Here is an 18,146-nt window from a genome sequence, read left to right as displayed (position 1 = left end):
GGCCCCATGGGGCCGCATGGAGGCGCGACACTCGTTCAGAAGGGGCAACCGACATGGGAAACACTCTTGCACTTCAGAGTTCCCTCGCACTGCTGGGCCGACTGCTGCTTGCCGTCATCTTCGTCACTTCCGGCGTGGAAAAGCTGGCCGATCCCTCCGGTACGGTCGGTTACATAAGCGCGGCCAATCTGCCGCTACCCTGGGCGGTCTATCTCGTTGCCGTGCTTGCGGAGCTCGGCGGCAGTATCCTTCTCGTCCTCGGCTATAGGTCCAGGCTGGCGGCGCTTGTCCTGGCAATCTTCACCTTGGCATCGGCCCTCGGTTTTCACATGGACTTTGCGGACCAGAATCAGACGATCCATTTCATGAAAAACATCGCGATCACGGGCGGCTTCCTTCAGGTGATGGCGTTCGGAGCAGGTGCCCTCATCCTTGATGCGCGAACCGGCCGCGCCTGAGCGGTACGGCTGCCGCTCTCACGCATTCTCCGCCGTCACCGTCAGGAACCGCACCGGTTCCGGGCTGACCTCGACGTCGATCAGATCGAGCGAGCGCAAGGTCAGGTCAATCGACCGCCGTGCCTGGATCTCCGGCGCCTGGTCGAGCACGATCGACATGACGCCCTCGTTGAGCGCTTTGCGCGACCGATCGGAGAGCTCATGGCCGACCCAGAAGACGTTTCGCGCCGCGTGCTCCTTCAGGACTGCGGCGACGGAGCGGTTGTCGCCGCCGGCGGTGTAGAGGCCGATGATGTCTGGATCCGCGTGCAGCGCCTCGCGCAGGAGTTCCATCGAATTGATGTCATCGTCATAGTCGAACATCACCTGGCTGAAGAGGCGATCGCCTTCGCGTTCGGCGAGATAGGCGGAGAAGCCGCGGATGCGCTCCTTGTGGTTTTCATAGGCGCCGCTGTGGCAGAGCGCAACGAAAGTGCCCCGCCGCCCTACAAGCATCCGCGACATGTAGAAGGCAGCCGTGCGTCCCGCGGCATAATGGTCGATGCCGACATAGGGGAGTTCAGGAGCGGGCCTCGTCATGATCTGTACGACCGGCGTGCCCTCGCCGGCGACAGTCCTCAGGCTTCTCACCACGTCCGGATGATCCGGCGCCACGACGATCAGCGCCGAGCGGCGCACCGCCGGATGGGCAATGTAGTGGGCGAACTCCCTCGGATCGCTCTCGCGGGCGAAGGTGCGGTGAATGACGATGGTCTTGTCCAATAGCGCCGCGATCCGCTCGAAGGCGTGGTTCATGCGCGAGTAGAAGCTTGTCTCGGGGCGGACCAGGATGACCTCGATCCGGATCATCCCTCTATGCGCTTCCGGCAGGCTGTGGCGATAGTCGAGCTTGCGCGCGGCGCGAAAGACCTTCTCGACCGTTTCCGGCCGAACCCCACCGCGGCCGTTGACGACGCGTTCGACGGTCGCGGTACCGACGCCGGCCTCCCGCGCCACATCCTTCAGTGTGATCCTCGCCATGGCGATCCCTCCGTGAGCGCAAACTCGACCAACGAGTGAGTCCTTCGTCAATGATCAGATTTGATCAAAGTAGATTTAGGGCCGGGAAGCGGCCGGAGCTAACCTCTCCGGCAGCGAAAACTCAGAAGATGACTTGGGCGCCTTCTCGCTTAAGGCGCCCCCCCAGACGGAGGAGCAGCCATGAAGATCGCACTCGACCCCTATATGCACCGCCACCTCGGCCTGCGCGACCTGTGCCGGAAGGCCGCGGAACTCGGTTACGACCATATCGAGCTTTCGCCGCGCGACGATTTTCTTCCCTGGTGGGTGCGCCCGCGTGCGCACAAGGAGCGGATCGCCGAATTCAAGTCGGCGCTCAGGGACCACGGTGTCCAGCTCGCCTCGATCCTGCCGATGTATCGCTGGGCGAGCCCGCATGAGGACGAGCGCCAGGCGGCAGTGCGCTACTGGAAGGAGGCGATCCAGGCGGCCGTCGAGATGGGCTGCGACACCATGAATTCCGAATTCGGCCGGGGCCCCTCGCCGGACCGCAGCCACCGTTCCAATTGCTGCGGCGGCATGCACAGCCACGAGCACAGCGAGGCGGCGTGGTGGCGCTCGATGGAGGAGCTGGTGCCGGTCTTCGAGAAGGAAGGCGTGACGCTCAACATGGAGCCGCATCCGGAAGACTGGTGCGAAACGCTGCATCCGGCGATCGACATGCTGAAAACGATCGGCTCGAAGAATGTCAAGTTCCTCTATTGTGCGCCGCATACCTTCTATTTCGGCGACGACATGGCGAATATGATCCGCGAGGCCGGGTCGTTGATCGCCCATGTCCACGTGGCCGATACCTATAACCACAAGGCCTCGTCGGGTCTGCGCTACATCATCAACCCACCGGGCGCGAAGGTGACGATCCACCAGCACATGGACATGTACCAGGGCGAGATCAACTGGGACGTTTTCTTCGCCTCGCTCGCCGAGGTCGGCTTCGACGGCATCGTCACGGCCTGCGTATTCGGCTGGGAGGAGCGCGCGGACGAGTCCGGCCGCTTCATGCGGTCGGAGATCCAGAAATACGTGGACAAATACTGGCCGGGTACAATCGCGTAAGAACTTGCTTACCAATACATCAGCACAGGAACCATTCCCGTGACCATCACAATCACGACCGCCCCCTGCTGCTGGGGCGTGGACGACGTGAAGAACCCCAACCTGCCCGCCTGGGAGCGCGTTTTCGACGAGGCGGCGGCTGCCGGCTATGGGGGACTGGAGCTCGGCCCCTACGGCTACGTGCCGCTCGAGTCCGAACGCGTCGTCAGGGCGCTTGACGAACGCAAGCTCTTCATCGTCGCCGGAACGATCTTCGACGATCTCGTCGCGCCGGAGAACCAGGCAAACCTGCTGCGCCAGACCGAAGAAATCTGCGCCGTAATCGCGCAATTGCCGCAGCCGGAGCAGGTGTCCGGTCAGCGTTTCCGAACGCCCTATCTCACCGTCATGGACTGGGGCCATGACGAGCGGGATTATGCCGCAGGCCATTGCGAGCGCGCGCCGCGGCTCGCGAACGAAGCCTGGGTGGACATGGTGGCCAACATCAGGGCGATCGCCGCGCTTGCCCGCGACAAATACGGCGTGCGCGCCGTGATCCATCCGCATGCCGGCGGCTATATCGAGTTCGGCGACGAAATCGAGCGGATCGCCAAGGACGTGCCGGCGGAGCTTGCGGGCTTCTGCATCGACACCGGCCACACCTATTATGCGGGTATGGACCCCACCGAGACGCTGAAAACCTACGCCGATCGCCTCGACTATGTGCATTTCAAGGACATCGACGAAAAGGTCTTCCGCCGGGTACTTGGCGAGAAGATCCGGTTCTTCGAGGCCTGCGCGCAAGGCGTCATGTGCCCGATCGGCCGCGGCGTCATCGACTACCCGGCGATCAAGCGGACACTCGAGGAGATCGGCTATCACGGCTTCATCACGGTCGAGCAGGAACGTGATCCCTTAAGCGTGTCGGGCAGCCTCGCAGATGTAAAGGAAAGCCGCGATTACCTGCGCTCGGTCGGCTTCTGAAATCATGAGCTAGGAAAACACGATGCCAGAGAAGAAAACAATGCCGATCCGCTGGGGCATGATCGGCGGCGGACGCGGCAGCCAGATCGGCAGCATTCACCGCTCGGCGGCGCTCAGGGACAACACGTTCGAACTTGTCGCCGGCGCCTTCGACATCGATGCGGCGCGCGGTCGCGCCTTCGGCATCGATCTCGGATTGGACGAAGGACGGAGCTATCCGGACTACCGGACGCTGTTTGCCGAGGAAGCGGAGCGCCCGGACGGTATAGAGGCGGTCTCGATCGCGACGCCGAACAACACACATTTCGAGATCTGCAAGGCGTCGCTCGAACACGGCATCCACGTCGTCTGCGAAAAGCCGCTCTGCTTCACCGTCGCGGAAGCGAAGGAACTGAAGGCGCTGGCAGAAGCGCGCGGCCTCATCGTCGGCGTCACCTATGGCTATGCCGGCCACCAGATGATCGAGCAGGCCCGCGCCATGGTGAAGAACGGCGATCTCGGCGAAATCCGCGTTGTCAACCTGCAATTTGCCCGCGGCTTCCACAGCGCGGCCGTCGAGGAACAGAACCCGTCGACCCGCTGGCGCGTCGACCCGAAATTCGCCGGCCCCAGCTATGTGCTCGGGGACGTCGGCACGCATCCGCTTTATCTTTCCGAAGTCATCCTGCCGCACATGAACATCAAGCGGCTGATGTGCGTGCGGCAGAGCTTCGTCAAGAGCCGGGCGCCGCTCGAGGACAATGCGGTGACCCTGATGGAATACGACAACGGCGCCATCGCCAATGTCTGGTCGAGCGCCGTCAATGCCGGCTCGATGCACGGCCAGAAGATTCGCATCGTCGGATCGAGGGCGAGCATCGAATGGTGGGACGAGCGGCCGAACCAGCTCTCCTACGAGATCCAGGGCGAGCCGGTCCGCATCCTCGAACGCGGCATGGACTATCTCTATCCGGAAGCCCGGCTCGACGACCGCATCGGCGGCGGCCATCCGGAAGGCCTGTTCGAGGCCTGGGGCAACCTCTACCGCCGCTTCGGTCTTGCGATCAACGGCAATCGCGGCCTCGCCCCTGAGGGTATCGAGAACCTGGTCTTCCCGAGCGTGGACGCCGGCCTCGAAGGCGTCCGCTGGGTGGAGAATTGTGTCCGCTCGGCCGATGCCGGTGGCGTGTGGGTCGATTACGAATAGAGGGTCGCCGGCTATTGCAGGCCCGCCGATCACGCGACCGACGGGCGTTGCGTTCACCATTGAGGGCAGGGCAAATCCGGACGGTGTCCCCTCTTCCCGCACGCGGGGAGGAGGGTTAGTCCTCAGGTTAAACCCAGGATTAAACCCGAGGAGAAGGCCAACATCACAAACTCAGCGACCTCGCAACGATTTCTGACGCTGCTCGAAATTCGCATGGCATTTCGCCAGTATGGCCACCGCCTCCTTGACGAAGACAGGATGCGTTCCGGGCACGAACTCGATTGTTGGCGCCTTCCCGTCGCGCCTCAGCCGCGCGAAGACTTGTCCGGCCTCGTCCTTGAGCTCCTGCGGCTTTTCCGGCTCCGGCCTGTCTCCCTGGGACAGCCGATCGAAGACGAGTTGGAAACGCTGGTCCGTGTCGGCGGCGCGGAATTCGGGCGAAGCGATCTCCTCCTCCGCCCCGGCGCGCGCGTCCTCTCTTTCAAGCAGTGCACCGATCGCCATCCAGCGGGCGCGGCCGGCCTTGGGCGCCGGGCCGATGGCGCGGACGAGATGATGCGGCATGCTGTCGGCCACCTGCAGCAGACGCGACAACTCGCTCTTCTGCACGGCAAGCGCATCGCCGATCACCTTGCGGTCGAAGCCGCGGGCGGCAAGCGCCGCGGCGAAAAGCGCCCGTTCGATAAAGGAGAGGTTGCGCCGCTCGGCATTTTCCTTGCCCTGGGCCAGGACCAATTCGTCGTCGGAGAGCGGCCGGACGATCGCCTTCACCTGAAGCTCGAGCCGGCGCACGGCCTTCAGGCGACGATGGCCATAGGCGGTCTGGTAGTGGCCTTGCTTGTCCGGATGCGGGCGGACAAGGATCGGAGACTGCTGCCCGTTCTCGCGAATGCTCTCGACAAGCGCCAAAAAATCCGGATCGTCGACTTCGCCGTCGGTCAGGCGATCTTCGATGAAGGAGGCTTCGACGAGCGCCGGATCGAGCGAGACGACGCGCTCGCCCGCCGTCAGCGCTTCGCGAAGGGCGCGCGCCTCCTCCGCCTCGCGGGTGATGCTGCCGAGCGAAAGCCCCATTGCCTTGACCGCGCCGGAGGCGGCGCGTGGCGGGTTTGCGGCCGGAGTGCTCCCGTCGTTGACAGGTGTCAACTCGGCCGGCCCTGCAGAGGGCTCACCCGTGGCCTGTGGGGAGGCCGGAGCTCCACCCATGAACAGCGCCCGCAATTCGTTCTTCCGGTTGTTGCCAGCCATCTCCTAGCGCCCCCATGCCGCGTGAATGAGAGCCTCGATCTCGCCGTTGACGCCGTTGAGCGACTCGATTGCACGGTCATAGGTCGCGCGGGTGAAATTCTCCCGGCCGACTTCGTAGAGCGTCTGCTTGGTAAGCCCCGCATCCGAGATCGCCGTCGATTTGACCATGGCCGAAGTCAGCACCCGGTCACCGAAGAGCGAGCGCATGAAGCCCACGATCTGCGCCTGCGGTCCGTCATTCGGCTCGAAGCGGGTGACGAGATAGCGCAGGAAATCGAATTTGAGCTCACCGCCGGCCTCGCGCACGACGCTGAGCAGGTCCGAGGTCATGTAGAGGAACTGGTTCATCGAGGCGACGTCGAGCATCTGCGGATGTACGGTGACGATGACCGAGGTCGAGGCGCAGAGCGCCGAAAGCGTCAGATAGCCGAGTTGCGGCGGGCAGTCGATGACGACGACGTCGTAATCATCGGCGACGCTTGCGAGTGCCGTCTGCACGCGGGCGAAGAACAAGGGCCCGGCATCCGCGCCGCTCTGGCGGGCGCTCAAGGCCTGCGGCGTGGTGTGCTCGAATTCCTGCAGTTCGAGATTGCCCGGCACCAGGTCTAGCCCGTCGAAATAGGTCTTGCGGATGATCTCTCGCAGCGGCCGCGCTTCGGCGTCATAGCGGATGGCGCCGTAGAGCGTGTCGTTGCCGGTCAGGTCCAGCTCCGGCTGGTAGCCGAAAAGCGCCGAGAGCGAGGCCTGCGGGTCGAGGTCGACCGCCAGCACTCTATGGCCGGTCAAGGCGAGATATTGAGCCAGATGAACCGACGAGGTGGTCTTGCCGGACCCGCCTTTGAAGTTGGTGACGGAGATGACCTGCAGATGCTCGCCCCGCGTGGCATCGCGCCATTTGAGGTAGCCGCGCGCCTTGGCGCCGTTGCCCTTGGCAAGTGCCTGTTCGGCAAGATGGCGGCGTAGCGCGTTGATGTCGGAGAGCGAATAGGAGCGCCGCCCACCCGTGCCCGTATCAGGCTGGGGCCCCTCGCCCGCAAGTGAAAGCTGCCGGAGATAGCCGTCGGAAACACCGATGAGCTTTGCGGCCTCGCCGGAGGTGAAGCTTCTGAGCGTCTTCATCGCCAAGGGCGGAAACAGCCGGTCTCGCATCGCCTTCAGCTGCTCCGAAAGCGCGCGCGCATCCGCCGCGATCGCCTCGTCCGCCGGCTGGCGAAGGCCTATATCAACCCCCGCCTCCCCGATCGCGCTTGCGGCTTCAGCCGTCGAACCGGTCATGTCCATCGTCAAATCCCCTCGTGCTTGGCGCAGCGCGGCAAAAGACGGCAATACCTCTCCACCGGCCGCGCAACTGCGCCCGCCGCAATTCCTTACAGAGCAATCGCTTAACTACGCTGGAATTCGGAATATGCGATCTATTCCGTTAGAGGAATGATTCATCATCTGATTCGCGTCAAGCGGTTTTCTGGGCGGGAGCCGGTTCATGTCCTATTGCATGAGCGTAATCGGCAGACGATCGAACGGCGCCGCAGCCTAAATGGACTACAGCGGGTTTCAGCCTCCATCAAGGGCAGCTAGCAGATGCATAATCTGTAGAATGGATGGACAGCGCAGCCGAAGCGGCGCTGCCGAAACTCACTCAGCCTTCGCGCCCGGGTCTCTGGGACGGAATGAAGCGATCGAAGAAAGCCTCGATCGAGCCGCGGCCGAAGCGCATGAGGCGACGCCGGACAAGGATGGACATAACCCGGGCTGCGGTGGAGAAGGTCATCTCGTCCAGCGGCCCGGAGCCGCGCCAGGGCTTCTTCAGCCGATCGGTGACGATGCCGATCATGTTGGCGGGCATGATATCCGTGCAGGGCCTCATCCATTCGAAGACGGCGCTGATCGGGAGAACCTTGCCCTCGAAGGTAACGATCGGCTCCGGCATGTCTTCTTCCCAATCATCATAGGCTTCAAGAGCATCCCTGAAGAGGGTCTGAAGCGTGATCGGGGCATGCCCTTCGTAAAGCTCAGGCAGGAAATTCGTCATTGTGTCTCCTCCAAGGGATCGGGCCGGAAACGCGAATGGCCAATTCTGTCAGCAATAACGGATTGTGATGCGCTTTTATAAAGCGTGGGCAGTATGGTTCAAAGCCGGCCCCTGCGCAAACGCTATCAGCCGGAAGACCGGATCTCCAATGCGCCAGCCGTCCCGCCGCAGCCGCGCGCGGACCTTAAGCTCCTGAAACGGCGGGTCGAATCCGAGCTGTGGAAAAGCGTTATACGGTCAGATGGCGGCGCGCTTCCGGCGTATCCAGTGTCTCTGCCGGCCCCTCATGTACAAAGGCGCCGCGATCCATGATGTAGACGTGGTCGGCAAGGTCCCGGCAGAAATCGAGATATTGCTCGACGAGCAGGATTGCCATGCCGGTCGACTCCTTCAGGTATTTGATCGCGCGGCCGATATCCTTGATGATCGACGGCTGGATACCCTCGGTCGGCTCGTCGAGGACGAGGATCTTCGGCCGGGCGACGAGCGCCCGGGCAATCGCAAGCTGCTGCTGCTGGCCGCCGGATAAGTCGCCGCCGCGCCGGGAGAGCATCGACTGAAGAACGGGAAACAGGCTGAAGATATCCTCGGGGATCGAGCGCTCGGCCCGCTTCAGCGGCGCATAGCCTGTCTCCAGATTTTCGTTCACCGTCAACAGCGGAAAGATCTCGCGGCCCTGCGGTACATAGCCGACGCCCAGCTTGGCGCGGCGGAAAGGTGCCATGCCGTCGAGCGCGATCCCATTGAAGGCGATCGAGCCGGAACTCACCGCATGCTGGCCGGTGATCGCCCGAAGCAGGCTCGACTTGCCGACACCATTGCGCCCGAGCACGCAGGTGATCTTGCCCATCTCCGCCTTGAAGGAGACGTTGCGCAGTGCCTGGGCGGCACCGTAATGCAGATTGACGTTCTCGACCTTCAACATCGCTTTGAAATCCTTCCGCTCACCGGCCGAGATAATTCTCGATTACCTTTGGATCGTTGCTGACGAAATCGATCGAACCTTCCGCCAGCACCGAACCTTCGGCAAGACAGGTGACCTTGACACCGAGGTCGCGGATGAAGCCCATGTCGTGTTCGACGACAACCACGGAGCGTGTCCTGGCGATCTCCTTGAGGAGGACCGCGGTTTCCACCGTCTCCGCATCGGTCATGCCGGCGACCGGCTCGTCGACGAGCAGCAGTTCCGGCTCCTGCGCGAGCAGCATGCCGATCTCCAGCCATTGCTTCTGTCCATGCGAGAGATTGGCGGCGAGGTCGTCTCGGCGCGCGGTCAGCCGCACGGTCGAAAGGATTTCCTCGATGCGGGCCTTGTCCTCGCCGGTGAGGCGATAGAACAGGGTGGCGAAGACACCGCGGCTGCGGTTGAGCGCCAGTTCGAGATTGTCCCACACCGTATGGCTTTCGAAGACCGTCGGCTTCTGGAACTTGCGGCCGATGCCGAGCTGGGCGATTTCCGCCTCGTCCCTTTGCGTGAGGTCGATGTCGCCCTTGAAATAGACCTCGCCCTCGTCGGGCCGTGTCTTGCCGGTGATGATGTCCATCATCGTCGTCTTGCCGGCCCCATTCGGGCCGATGATCGCCCGCAATTCCCCCGGCTCCACGATAAAGGAGAGCGAATTCAGCGCCTTGAAGCCGTCGAAGGAGACGGAAACGCCGTCGAGATAGAGCAGGCTCCTGGGTTTCTTCTCGGTCATGGCGATTACTCCGCAGCCATCGGTTCGGCGACCTCAAGGCCCCGTTGCTCATCCTCGTTTTCCCTCCGGGCGGCCTCGCGATCGGCTCGGCGTCGGGTGACGAGTTGCTGGGCGGTTCCGACCACGCCCTTCGGCAGGAACAACGTCACCAGCACGAAAAGTCCACCGAGCGCAAAAAGCCAGAATTCGGGAAAGGCGGCGGTGAAGATGCTTTTTCCGCCATTGACGAGGATCGCGCCGATGATCGGGCCGATCAGCGTGCCGCGGCCGCCGACAGCCGTCCAGATGACCACCTCGATCGAATTGGCGGGGGCGAACTCGCCGGGGTTGATGATGCCGACCTGCGGTACGTAAAGCGCGCCGGCAACGCCCGCCATCATCGCCGAGACGGTGAAGGCGAAAAGCTTCATGTGCTCAACGCGGTAGCCGAGGAAGCGGGTGCGGCTTTCCGCATCCCGCAGCGCCACCAGCACCTTGCCAAATTTCGAGCGCACGATTGCAGAGGTGATGACGAGCGAGAGGGCGAGCGCCAGCGCCGAGGCCGCAAAGAGCGCAGCGCGCGTGCCGTCCGCTTGGATGCTGAAACCCAGAATGTCCTTGAAGTCCGTCAGGCCGTTATTGCCGCCGAAACCCATGTCGTTCCTGAAGAAGGCAAGCAGCAGCGCATAGGTCATCGCCTGAGTGATGATCGAGAGGTAGACGCCGTTGACGCGCGAGCGGAAGGCGAACCAGCCGAAGACGAAGGCGATGAGCCCCGGGACGAGCAGGACCATCAGCGCCGCGAACCAGAACATGTCGAAGCCGTACCAGAACCAGGGCAGTTCCTTCCAGTTGAGGAAGACCATGAAATCCGGCAGCAACGGATCGCCATAGGAGCCGCGTGCACCGATCTGGCGCATCAGGTACATGCCCATGGCATAGCCGCCAAGCGCGAAGAAGGCCGCGTGCCCGAGGGAGAGAATGCCGCAAAATCCCCAGACGAGGTCGAGCGCGAGCGCCAGCAGCGCATAGCTCAGGTACTTGCCGAACAGCGAGACGAGGTAGGTCGGCACATGCAGCGGATGGTCCGGAGCGGTCATCAGGTTGAGCGCCGGGACGAGAGCGGCGAGTGCCAGCAGGATCGCCACGGCAATGACAATCGTCCGGTCCAGCGATTTGACGAGAAACGAGGTGATCATGCTTCCACCGCCCGGCCCTTGAGTGCGAACAGCCCGCGTGGCCGCTTCTGGATGAAGAGGATGATCAGCACGAGCACGAGGATCTTGCCGAGCACGGCGCCGGCGTAGGGCTCCAGGAACTTGTTGAGGATGCCGAGCGAAAAGGCTCCAACCAGCGTGCCCCAGAGATTTCCGACGCCGCCGAAGACGACGACCATGAAGCTGTCGATGATGTAGCCCTGGCCGAGATTGGGCGAGACGTTGTCGATCTGCGAGAGCGCGACCCCCGCCATGCCGGCAATGCCGGAGCCGAGCGCGAAGGTGAGCGCATCGACCCATGGCGTGCGGATCCCCATCGAAGAGGCCATGCGCCGGTTCTGCGTCACCGCCCGCATCTGCAGGCCCATCGGCGTCTTCTTCAGGAGGAAGAGCAGAGCGGCGAAGACGGCGAGCGCGAAGACGATGATCCAGAGGCGGTTCCATGTGATCGTCAGGCCGCCAAGTTCGAAGGCGCCGGACATCCAGGAGGGATTGCCGACCTCGCGGTTGGTGGGACCGAAGATGGTGCGGACCGCCTGCTGCAGGATCAGCGACATGCCCCAGGTGGCGAGCAAGGTCTCCAGCGGGCGGCCATAGAGGAAGCGGATGACGCCGCGCTCCATCGCCAACCCGACAGCGCCGGTGACGAGAAAGGCGAGCGGCAGCGCGATCGCCAGCGACCAGTCGAAAAGACCGGGAAACGAGGTACGCACGACCTCCTGGACCAGAAAGGTCGTATAGGCGCCGAGCATCACCATCTCGCCATGCGCCATGTTGATGATGCCCATGACGCCGAAGGTGATGGCAAGACCGATCGCGGCGAGCAGCAGCACCGAGCCGAGCGAGAGGCCGTACCAGACGTTCTGGCCGGCCGCCCACAGCGCCTGCGTCTGCTCGATGCCGGCAATGGCCGTCTCGATGTCCGGCTTCAGGGACTCGTCTGCGGAACCGAGGGCGGAGAAGAGAGCGGAGAGCGCGTCGCGCCCGCCGCCTTCCTTCAGCGTCTGCACTGCCTGTTTTTTTTCTTCGAGCGGCCGGTCGGAAACGAGGAGCGTCGTGGCGCGTGCCTGTTCGAGCAAGGCGCGGACCTCAAAATCCTTCTCGGCGGCAAGCGCGCCTTCGATGGCATCGAGTGCGTCGGCATTGGGCGACTGCAGCACCGATTGCGCTGCGCTGAGGCGCGCACTGCGGTCCGGGCTCATGAGCGTCAGGCTGCCGAGTGCGGTGCGCACCGCACGGCGAATGCCGTTGTTGACCTTGACCTTCGAAAGCGCCGCCTTCGGCGCCTCGCCTGCGCTTTCGCCGGACACGGGGTCGGTGAGCGAAAGCTTCGAACCGCTCCCTTTCACCTGGAACACCTGGCCATCGGCCTTGCGCGCATAAAGTTTGCCTTCGCCGAGCGCTTCGAGGATCGGCACGACCTTGGGATCGCCGGTCTTCGCCAGTGCGGCGATGTGCTCGTCCATGTCGGAGAGCTTGGCTCCACCGAGCGCGTTCACCAGATCGCGCAGCCCCTCCTCCGCCCGAGCCCCTGGGGCGGATGCGGCAATGAGGAACACGGCTACCAGCAGGGATAGGAAGATGCGGTACATTCGCCTCTCGCTTCGTCAGTTCAAGGCGGGATGGACCGGCATGCTCTGGCCCGTCCCGCCCGCCTCGCGTCGCCCAACCGATCAGGTCCTTTACACCGGGCAAGGTCCCTCCGTCCGAACGCCTTCGGACGGAGGGTATTGCGGGCTATCGTTTCGTCATGAAGACCCGGCATGATCTACGGATCAGGAACCCTTGCCGCCGCACTTGCCCGTGGCGACGTTGAAGTTGCCGCAGGACATCGGCGCGCGCCAATCGGAGATCAGATCCTTCGAGTCCGGCAGGTAGTCCGACCATTCGTCGCCGACGACGAGACCGGGCGTCTCCCAGACGGTCTCGAACTGGCCGTCCGCCTGAATTTCGCCGATCAGCACCGGCTTGGTGATGTGGTGGTTCGGCATCATCGTCGAATAGCCGCCCGAGAGGTTCGGCACGGAGACGCCGATCATCGCGTCAAGCACCGCGTCGGTATCGGTGGTGCCGGCCTTCTCGACCGCCTTCAGCCACATGTTGAAGCCGATATAATGGGCTTCCATCGGGTCGTTGGTGACCCGCTTGTCGTTCTTGGTGAAGGCCTTCCAGGTCTCGATGAACTCGGCATTGGCCGGGTTGTCGACAGACTGGAAGTAGTTCCAGGCGGCGAGGTGTCCCACGAGCGGCGCCGTATCGAGACCGGCAAGCTCTTCTTCACCGACCGAAAAGGCGACGACCGGGATATCCTCGGCCTTGATGCCCTGGTTCGCGAGTTCCTTGTAGAAGGGCACGTTGGCGTCGCCATTGATGGTCGAGACGACGGCGGTCTTCTTGCCGGCCGAGCCGAACTTCTTGATGTCGGAGACGATGGTCTGCCAATCGGAATGTCCAAAGGGCGTGTAGTTGATCATGATGTCCTCGGGCTTGACGCCCTTGGAGATCAGATAGGCCTCGAGGATCTTGTTGGTCGTACGCGGGTAGACATAGTCAGTGCCGGCAAGCACCCAGCGTTCGACCTCTTCGTTCTCCATCAGATAGTCGACGGCCGGGATCGCCTGCTGGTTCGGCGCAGCACCCGTATAGAAGACGTTGCGCTGGCTTTCCTCACCCTCATACTGGACGGGATAGAAAAGGATCGAGTTCAGCTCCTCGAAAACCGGCAGTACGGACTTGCGCGATACGGACGTCCAGCAGCCGAAGACGGCCGAAACCTTGTCGACGGAGATCAGTTCGCGCGCCTTTTCGGCGAAGAGCGGCCAGTCGGAAGCCGGATCAACGACGACCGCCTCGAGCTTCTTGCCGAGCAGTCCGCCCTTATTGTTCTGCTCCTCGATCAGCATCAGCATGGCGTCTTTGAGCGTCGTCTCGGAGATCGCCATGGTTCCCGAAAGCGAATGCAGGATGCCGACCTTGATCGTGTCCTCGGCGGCAAAGGCGCCGTTGAACGCGGTCGTCGAAAGGACGGCAGCGAGGAATGCGCCGGTGACGCGTGCCTTGATAGTCATCTGATTTGAACCCCTCTTGTTCTGGTCGCCGCAACGGAGTGTTCGTTCTCCTTGGCCGTTGCTCAGGAGCGGGACAGGAAAAGTGTGCAGCGGCTTTCCGCTCGCATCCCGCTCCATGCCCAGAAGCGATCATCCGACGTCGGCGCTGCACTGCACATACGTCATTCTACGTAGGCGGCGGGGGGAAGAAGGAACATGTTTCGGCCACGCCCCCAGAGATGACTCCTGCGGAAAGCGTTCCTGTGATATGGTTCCGCCTTGTGCTTCCTGCTCGAGGGAGAGGAAAATGGAAGCCTTTGCAGCCTTCGCGCGAACCACTTTTCTGGCTCTATTGGCCGGTTGCATGCTCCTGCCTGCGGCAGCGGCTGAACAGGCTGCCGATGTCGAGACCGGGACGCGGCTCGCGGAATTGCTGCGCGCCGCTCGAAGCGTGCTCTCCAATTATCAGTCGCTCATCAACGATCCGTCCATCGGAGACAAGCAACTCGACGGCGAGCGCTTCACGACGGAGGCGATTGCCCTTTATGCCAAGCGCACCGGCGGTCCGTTGATGACCGACGCCCTAGCCGAGCGCGACCGCAAACTGCTCGAGGCGCAGATCGACGCGATGCGCGAGGTCGTCGACGAACAGCAGGCCGACATCAACCGTCCCGGCATCGGCTTCAAGGGCTTCGTCCCGGCAGTTTTCGCCCGGCTGATGAACGAGAAGTTCGCGACCAAGGTGGGAGCGGAGGCGCTGGTCCGCGTGACGGCGCCCGAGGCGCTTGTGCGCAACCGCAAGTCCCTTCCCGATGACTGGGAGTCAGGGGTCATCGAGAACGTCTTTTTAGACCCCGAAAGGCCGAAGGGCGAGATCTACACGGAAATGACGACGGTCAACGACCGGCCCGCTTTCCGCATGCTGCTACCGGAATACTACACGGAGTCCTGCCTTACCTGTCACGGTTCGCCGAAGGGCGAAATCGATGTCACCGGCTATCCGAAGGAGGGGGGCAAGGCAGGCGATCTCGGCGGCGCGATCAGTATCGTCTTGTTCAAATGAGCGCGCTCGGAGAGCCGTTGAGGTCCATCGAAGCTGCCCCGACCAAGGGGCTCGCCCGCCGGCTCGCCGGTCTGCCGATCTCTGCCCGCGTGGCAGCCCTGACCGCGGCCGGCCTGATCAGCCTCATTCTTTCCTCCATGTTTCTGACGCAGGCCCTCTATCGCAGCGCCGACCGGATGGCCGAAACCACGGAGCTGTTCGACCGCGCGGCATCGGCAGCCGCCGCGCATGTCGCCTTCGGAGACCTGCGATACTGGCTGACCGATCTCTCCGTCAGCCTGCTGATGAATTCGCAGCGCAATGCCGAGCGGGCGCGTGAACGCCTGGAGGTACAGCTGGAGCGGCTCGCAATGCACTCGCCCCGGACGGTCAACGAAATCCGGAAGGAAGTCGACGCCTATGTCGAAACGGCGCTTCAGGCGACCGACGCCTATACGCAGGACAACCGCATCATCGGCAATACACTGCTGGCGCAGGCACGCACCCATAGCGGCAGCGTCGATCAGGACTTGAACGAGCTTGTCGAGCAGGTGAAGGCTGAGGCGGAGACCGCCCGCAACGAGGTGGTTCAGCAGGCGCAGAGGACCGCCACCGCCGCCGCGATCCTGGTGGGCCTCCTCGTCGTGATCGGCTCGGTTCTCACCCTGCTCGTCCTGCGCTCGATCGTCGGTCCGCTGAGGCGCCTCAACCGCGTGATCGGAGAATTGACGGACGGACGCTACGACGTCGAGATACCCCAGGAGGGCGGCGACGATTTCGGAGCGATGGCGAGGACGCTTTCGCTTTTCCGGCAAAGCGCGATCGAAAAAAAGAAGCTCGAAGAGGAGGCCGAGCGGCAAAGACGCACGATCGCCGCGGCGCTCGAGGCGATCTCCGATGGCTTCGTCCTCTATGATCCGGACGACAGAATCCTGGTCGCCAACAGCAAATATTGCGAGATCTTTCCCAGCCACGCGCCGAATACGCTCCGCGGCAGAAGCTTCCGCGACGTCCTGGAGGAGGACGTTGCGAGCGGGCACCTGGACCTCGAAGGTAAATCGCCCGCAGAGTGGATCGAGAACCGCCTGCGCCTGCACCGGGATCCGGCCGGCTTCGTCGACGAAAAACGGTTCGGCGACAAGTGGGTCCGCATCACCAAACGAAAGATTCCCGATGGCGGGACCGTCGCCGTCTACACCGACATCACCGAACTCAAGCTGCGGCAGACCGAGCTCGAGCGGGCCAAGAGCAACGCTGAATCCGCGAGCGAGGCCAAGAGCCGCTTTCTCGCCTCCATGAGCCATGAACTGCGCACGCCTTTGAACGCCATCATCGGCTACAGCGAAATGCTGATAGAAGAGGCGCAGGACCATGGGGAGGACGATTTCGTGCCCGATCTCGAGAAGATCGCCTCCGCCGGCCGGCACCTCCTCTCGCTCATCAACGACATCCTCGACCTGTCGAAGATCGAGGCCAACAGGATGGAGGTTTTCCTCGAGACCTTCGATATCGCCGCATTGCTGAGCGATGTGAGCGCCACCGTCGCACCGCTGATGGCCAAGAACGAGAACGAGTTCGTCCAGGACTTCGGCGCCGATCTCGGGGAGATGCACTCCGACCAGACCAAGCTACGCCAGAATCTCTTCAACCTGCTCAGCAATGCGGCCAAATTCACCAGGGCCGGCCGGGTGACGCTGTCGGTCCGGCGCGAGAGGCGCGGGGAGGCGGACTGGCTCGTCTTCAAAGTGTCCGATACGGGGATCGGCATGACCGCGGAGCAGCAGGAGCGGCTTTTCAATCCCTTCACCCAGGCCGATGCCTCCACCACCCGGAACTATGGCGGCACAGGGCTGGGCTTGAGCATCACCCGCAGCTTCAGCCGCATGATCGGCGGCATCGTCACCGTCGAAAGCGAAGTCGGAAAGGGCTCGGTCTTCACGATGGAAGCGCCGGCGGAATGCGGCCAACAGACCGACGGGCAGCAATCGGCCGAAGCGCCTCTGATCCCGCCTGGTCGCACGGCCCTGATCATCGACGACGAGCCGGCCGCGCGCAGCCTGATTGCCAAGGCCCTTGCGGAAGCGGGGCTCACCTCGATCGAGGCGGCAAGCGGCGCCGAAGGCATAGAGGCCGCGCGCAAGCACCGGCCGGCGGCGATCATCCTCGACATCATCATGCCGCATCAGGACGGCTGGGCGGTGCTGCGGACGCTGAAGAGCGATCCCGAACTGTGCACAATCCCCGTCATCCTCGCGACGATTCTTGCCGATCGCGAGCTCGGCCTCTCGCTCGGCGCGGTCGAATATCTGACGAAGCCCATCGACACGGAGAAGCTGATCAGGACGATCGAGGCTTGCGGCGGCGGCAATCGCGATGTGCTGATCATCGACGACGATCGGGCCTCGCGCGATTTCCTCCGTCGTATTCTCGTCAAGAGGAGCTGGACGGTCCGCGAAGCCGGCGACGGCGTCCGCGGTCTCGAACTGATGAGACGGCTGCTGCCGCGCCTCGTTCTGCTCGATCTTCTTATGCCGGAAATGGACGGCTTCCAGACCCTGAGCGAAATGCAGAGAATTCCGGAACTGCAGAACATTCCCGTCGTCGTCGTCACGTCGAAGGACCTGTCTAAAAAGGAGTTGCGGTGGCTGCGCGACCGGGCGGTCGCCGTCGTCAACAAGGGCGCGAACAGCAGGTCCCAGCTGGTCGAGGCCCTCGAGCGCCAGATCGCATCACAGGAACCGGCAACCACGGCGACCCCGAACAGCTGAGCATGACCGAAGGAGGCCGAAATGACGAGAATCCTTCTGGTGGAAGACAATGAAATGAACCGCGACATGCTTTCACGGCGACTGTCCCGTCGCGGCTTCGATGTGCTGATCGCAGAGAATGGACAGGTCGGCGTCGAGCTCGCCACCTCGGAAAGACCGGACCTGATCCTCATGGACATGAGCCTGCCCGTCATGGATGGATGGGAGGCCACACGGCGGATCAAGGCCAATCCTGCGACGTGCGGGATCCCGGTCATCGCGCTCACCGCGCACGCGATGGCGAACGACCGGGACATGGCGCTCGAGGCCGGCTGCGACGACTATGACAGCAAGCCGATAGACCTCTTGCAGCTGGTCAGGAAGATCGAGCAATTGCTGGAGACATCGCCTTGAGCGC

16 protein-coding genes are annotated in these 18,146 nt (G+C 63.1%); 7 read left to right on the top strand and 9 right to left on the bottom strand.

Annotation, left to right across the window (positions count from 1 at the left end):
* Window positions 1–53 precede the first annotated feature (53 nt).
* The gene (locus SJ05684_RS18730) at window positions 54–458 is read left to right on the top strand and encodes a DoxX family protein (RefSeq protein ID WP_095694311.1); all 405 of its coding nucleotides are present in this window, start codon (window positions 54–56) and stop codon (window positions 456–458) included.
* A gap of 18 nt (window positions 459–476) precedes the next feature.
* On the opposite strand, the gene SJ05684_RS18725 is transcribed toward SJ05684_RS18730, so the two are convergent.
* Window positions 477–1,478: a LacI family DNA-binding transcriptional regulator gene (locus tag SJ05684_RS18725; RefSeq protein ID WP_034857237.1), complete on the bottom strand. Its 1,002-nt coding sequence runs from the start codon at window positions 1,476–1,478 to the stop codon at window positions 477–479.
* A gap of 180 nt (window positions 1,479–1,658) precedes the next feature.
* Here SJ05684_RS18725 and SJ05684_RS18720 point away from each other — a divergent pair, with 180 nt between their 5' ends.
* From SJ05684_RS18720 to SJ05684_RS18710, 3 genes are read left to right on the top strand one after another with little or no spacing between them, the layout of a single operon-like run.
* Window positions 1,659–2,573, top strand: a complete 915-nt coding sequence (locus SJ05684_RS18720) for a sugar phosphate isomerase/epimerase family protein (RefSeq protein ID WP_034857236.1) — start codon at window positions 1,659–1,661, stop codon at window positions 2,571–2,573.
* Window positions 2,574–2,612: 39 nt separating this feature from the next.
* Complete coding sequence (locus SJ05684_RS18715) at window positions 2,613–3,536, top strand: sugar phosphate isomerase/epimerase family protein (protein WP_034857235.1); 924 nt, start codon at window positions 2,613–2,615, stop codon at window positions 3,534–3,536.
* Window positions 3,537–3,558: 22 nt separating this feature from the next.
* Window positions 3,559–4,722 (top strand): Gfo/Idh/MocA family protein, encoded by a 1,164-nt coding sequence (locus SJ05684_RS18710; RefSeq protein WP_034857234.1) that lies wholly within the window; start codon window positions 3,559–3,561, stop codon window positions 4,720–4,722.
* 171 nt (window positions 4,723–4,893) lie between these two features.
* On the opposite strand, the gene repB is transcribed toward SJ05684_RS18710, so the two are convergent.
* The 8 genes from repB to urtA all read right to left on the bottom strand — a co-directional run bounded on the left by repB (window position 4,894) and on the right by urtA (window position 13,960).
* Complete coding sequence (gene repB, locus SJ05684_RS18705) at window positions 4,894–5,970, bottom strand: plasmid partitioning protein RepB (RefSeq protein ID WP_034857233.1); 1,077 nt, start codon at window positions 5,968–5,970, stop codon at window positions 4,894–4,896.
* 3 nt (window positions 5,971–5,973) lie between these two features.
* Window positions 5,974–7,251, bottom strand: coding sequence for a plasmid partitioning protein RepA (gene repA / locus SJ05684_RS18700; RefSeq protein ID WP_034857232.1), 1,278 nt, complete (start codon window positions 7,249–7,251; stop codon window positions 5,974–5,976).
* Between the two features lie 355 nt (window positions 7,252–7,606).
* On the bottom strand, window positions 7,607–7,999 hold the full coding sequence (locus SJ05684_RS18695) for a BRA0787 family protein (protein ID WP_034857231.1): 393 nt from the start codon (window positions 7,997–7,999) through the stop codon (window positions 7,607–7,609).
* Window positions 8,000–8,228: 229 nt separating this feature from the next.
* Window positions 8,229–8,924: an urea ABC transporter ATP-binding subunit UrtE gene (urtE, locus tag SJ05684_RS18690; protein WP_034857230.1), complete on the bottom strand. Its 696-nt coding sequence runs from the start codon at window positions 8,922–8,924 to the stop codon at window positions 8,229–8,231.
* 19 nt (window positions 8,925–8,943) lie between these two features.
* On the bottom strand, window positions 8,944–9,696 hold the full coding sequence (urtD, locus tag SJ05684_RS18685; protein WP_034857229.1) for an urea ABC transporter ATP-binding protein UrtD: 753 nt from the start codon (window positions 9,694–9,696) through the stop codon (window positions 8,944–8,946).
* 5 nt (window positions 9,697–9,701) lie between these two features.
* Window positions 9,702–10,874 carry an urea ABC transporter permease subunit UrtC gene (gene urtC, locus SJ05684_RS18680; RefSeq protein WP_034857228.1) on the bottom strand — a complete coding sequence of 391 codons (1,173 nt, stop codon included), beginning with the start codon at window positions 10,872–10,874 and terminating at the stop codon, window positions 9,702–9,704.
* Window positions 10,871–12,484: an urea ABC transporter permease subunit UrtB gene (urtB, locus tag SJ05684_RS18675; protein ID WP_034857227.1), complete on the bottom strand. Its 1,614-nt coding sequence runs from the start codon at window positions 12,482–12,484 to the stop codon at window positions 10,871–10,873. The genes urtC and urtB overlap by 4 nt, the downstream gene beginning before the upstream one ends.
* Before the next feature lie 183 nt (window positions 12,485–12,667).
* The gene (urtA, locus tag SJ05684_RS18670; protein ID WP_034857238.1) at window positions 12,668–13,960 is read right to left on the bottom strand and encodes an urea ABC transporter substrate-binding protein; all 1,293 of its coding nucleotides are present in this window, start codon (window positions 13,958–13,960) and stop codon (window positions 12,668–12,670) included.
* Between the two features lie 286 nt (window positions 13,961–14,246).
* On the opposite strand from urtA, the gene SJ05684_RS18665 reads away from it, so the two are divergent.
* The 3 genes from SJ05684_RS18665 to SJ05684_RS18655 are packed head-to-tail and all read left to right on the top strand — an operon-like array spanning window position 14,247 to window position 18,142.
* Complete coding sequence (locus tag SJ05684_RS18665; protein WP_034857226.1) at window positions 14,247–15,002, top strand: Tll0287-like domain-containing protein; 756 nt, start codon at window positions 14,247–14,249, stop codon at window positions 15,000–15,002.
* On the top strand, window positions 14,999–17,749 hold the full coding sequence (locus tag SJ05684_RS18660) for a response regulator (protein ID WP_095694310.1): 2,751 nt from the start codon (window positions 14,999–15,001) through the stop codon (window positions 17,747–17,749). The genes SJ05684_RS18665 and SJ05684_RS18660 overlap by 4 nt, the downstream gene beginning before the upstream one ends.
* 21 nt (window positions 17,750–17,770) lie before the next feature.
* Entirely contained in the window at window positions 17,771–18,142 is a 372-nt protein-coding gene (locus SJ05684_RS18655; protein ID WP_034857213.1) for a response regulator, read from the top strand.
* Window positions 18,143–18,146 lie beyond the last annotated feature (4 nt).

Origin of the sequence: Sinorhizobium sojae CCBAU 05684, from assembly GCF_002288525.1 — a bacterium.
Taxonomy (GTDB): Bacteria; Pseudomonadota; Alphaproteobacteria; order Rhizobiales; family Rhizobiaceae; genus Sinorhizobium; species Sinorhizobium sojae.
The sequence above is the reverse complement of the archived record's forward strand: the minus strand, read 5'-3'. Positions and strand labels throughout refer to the sequence as shown.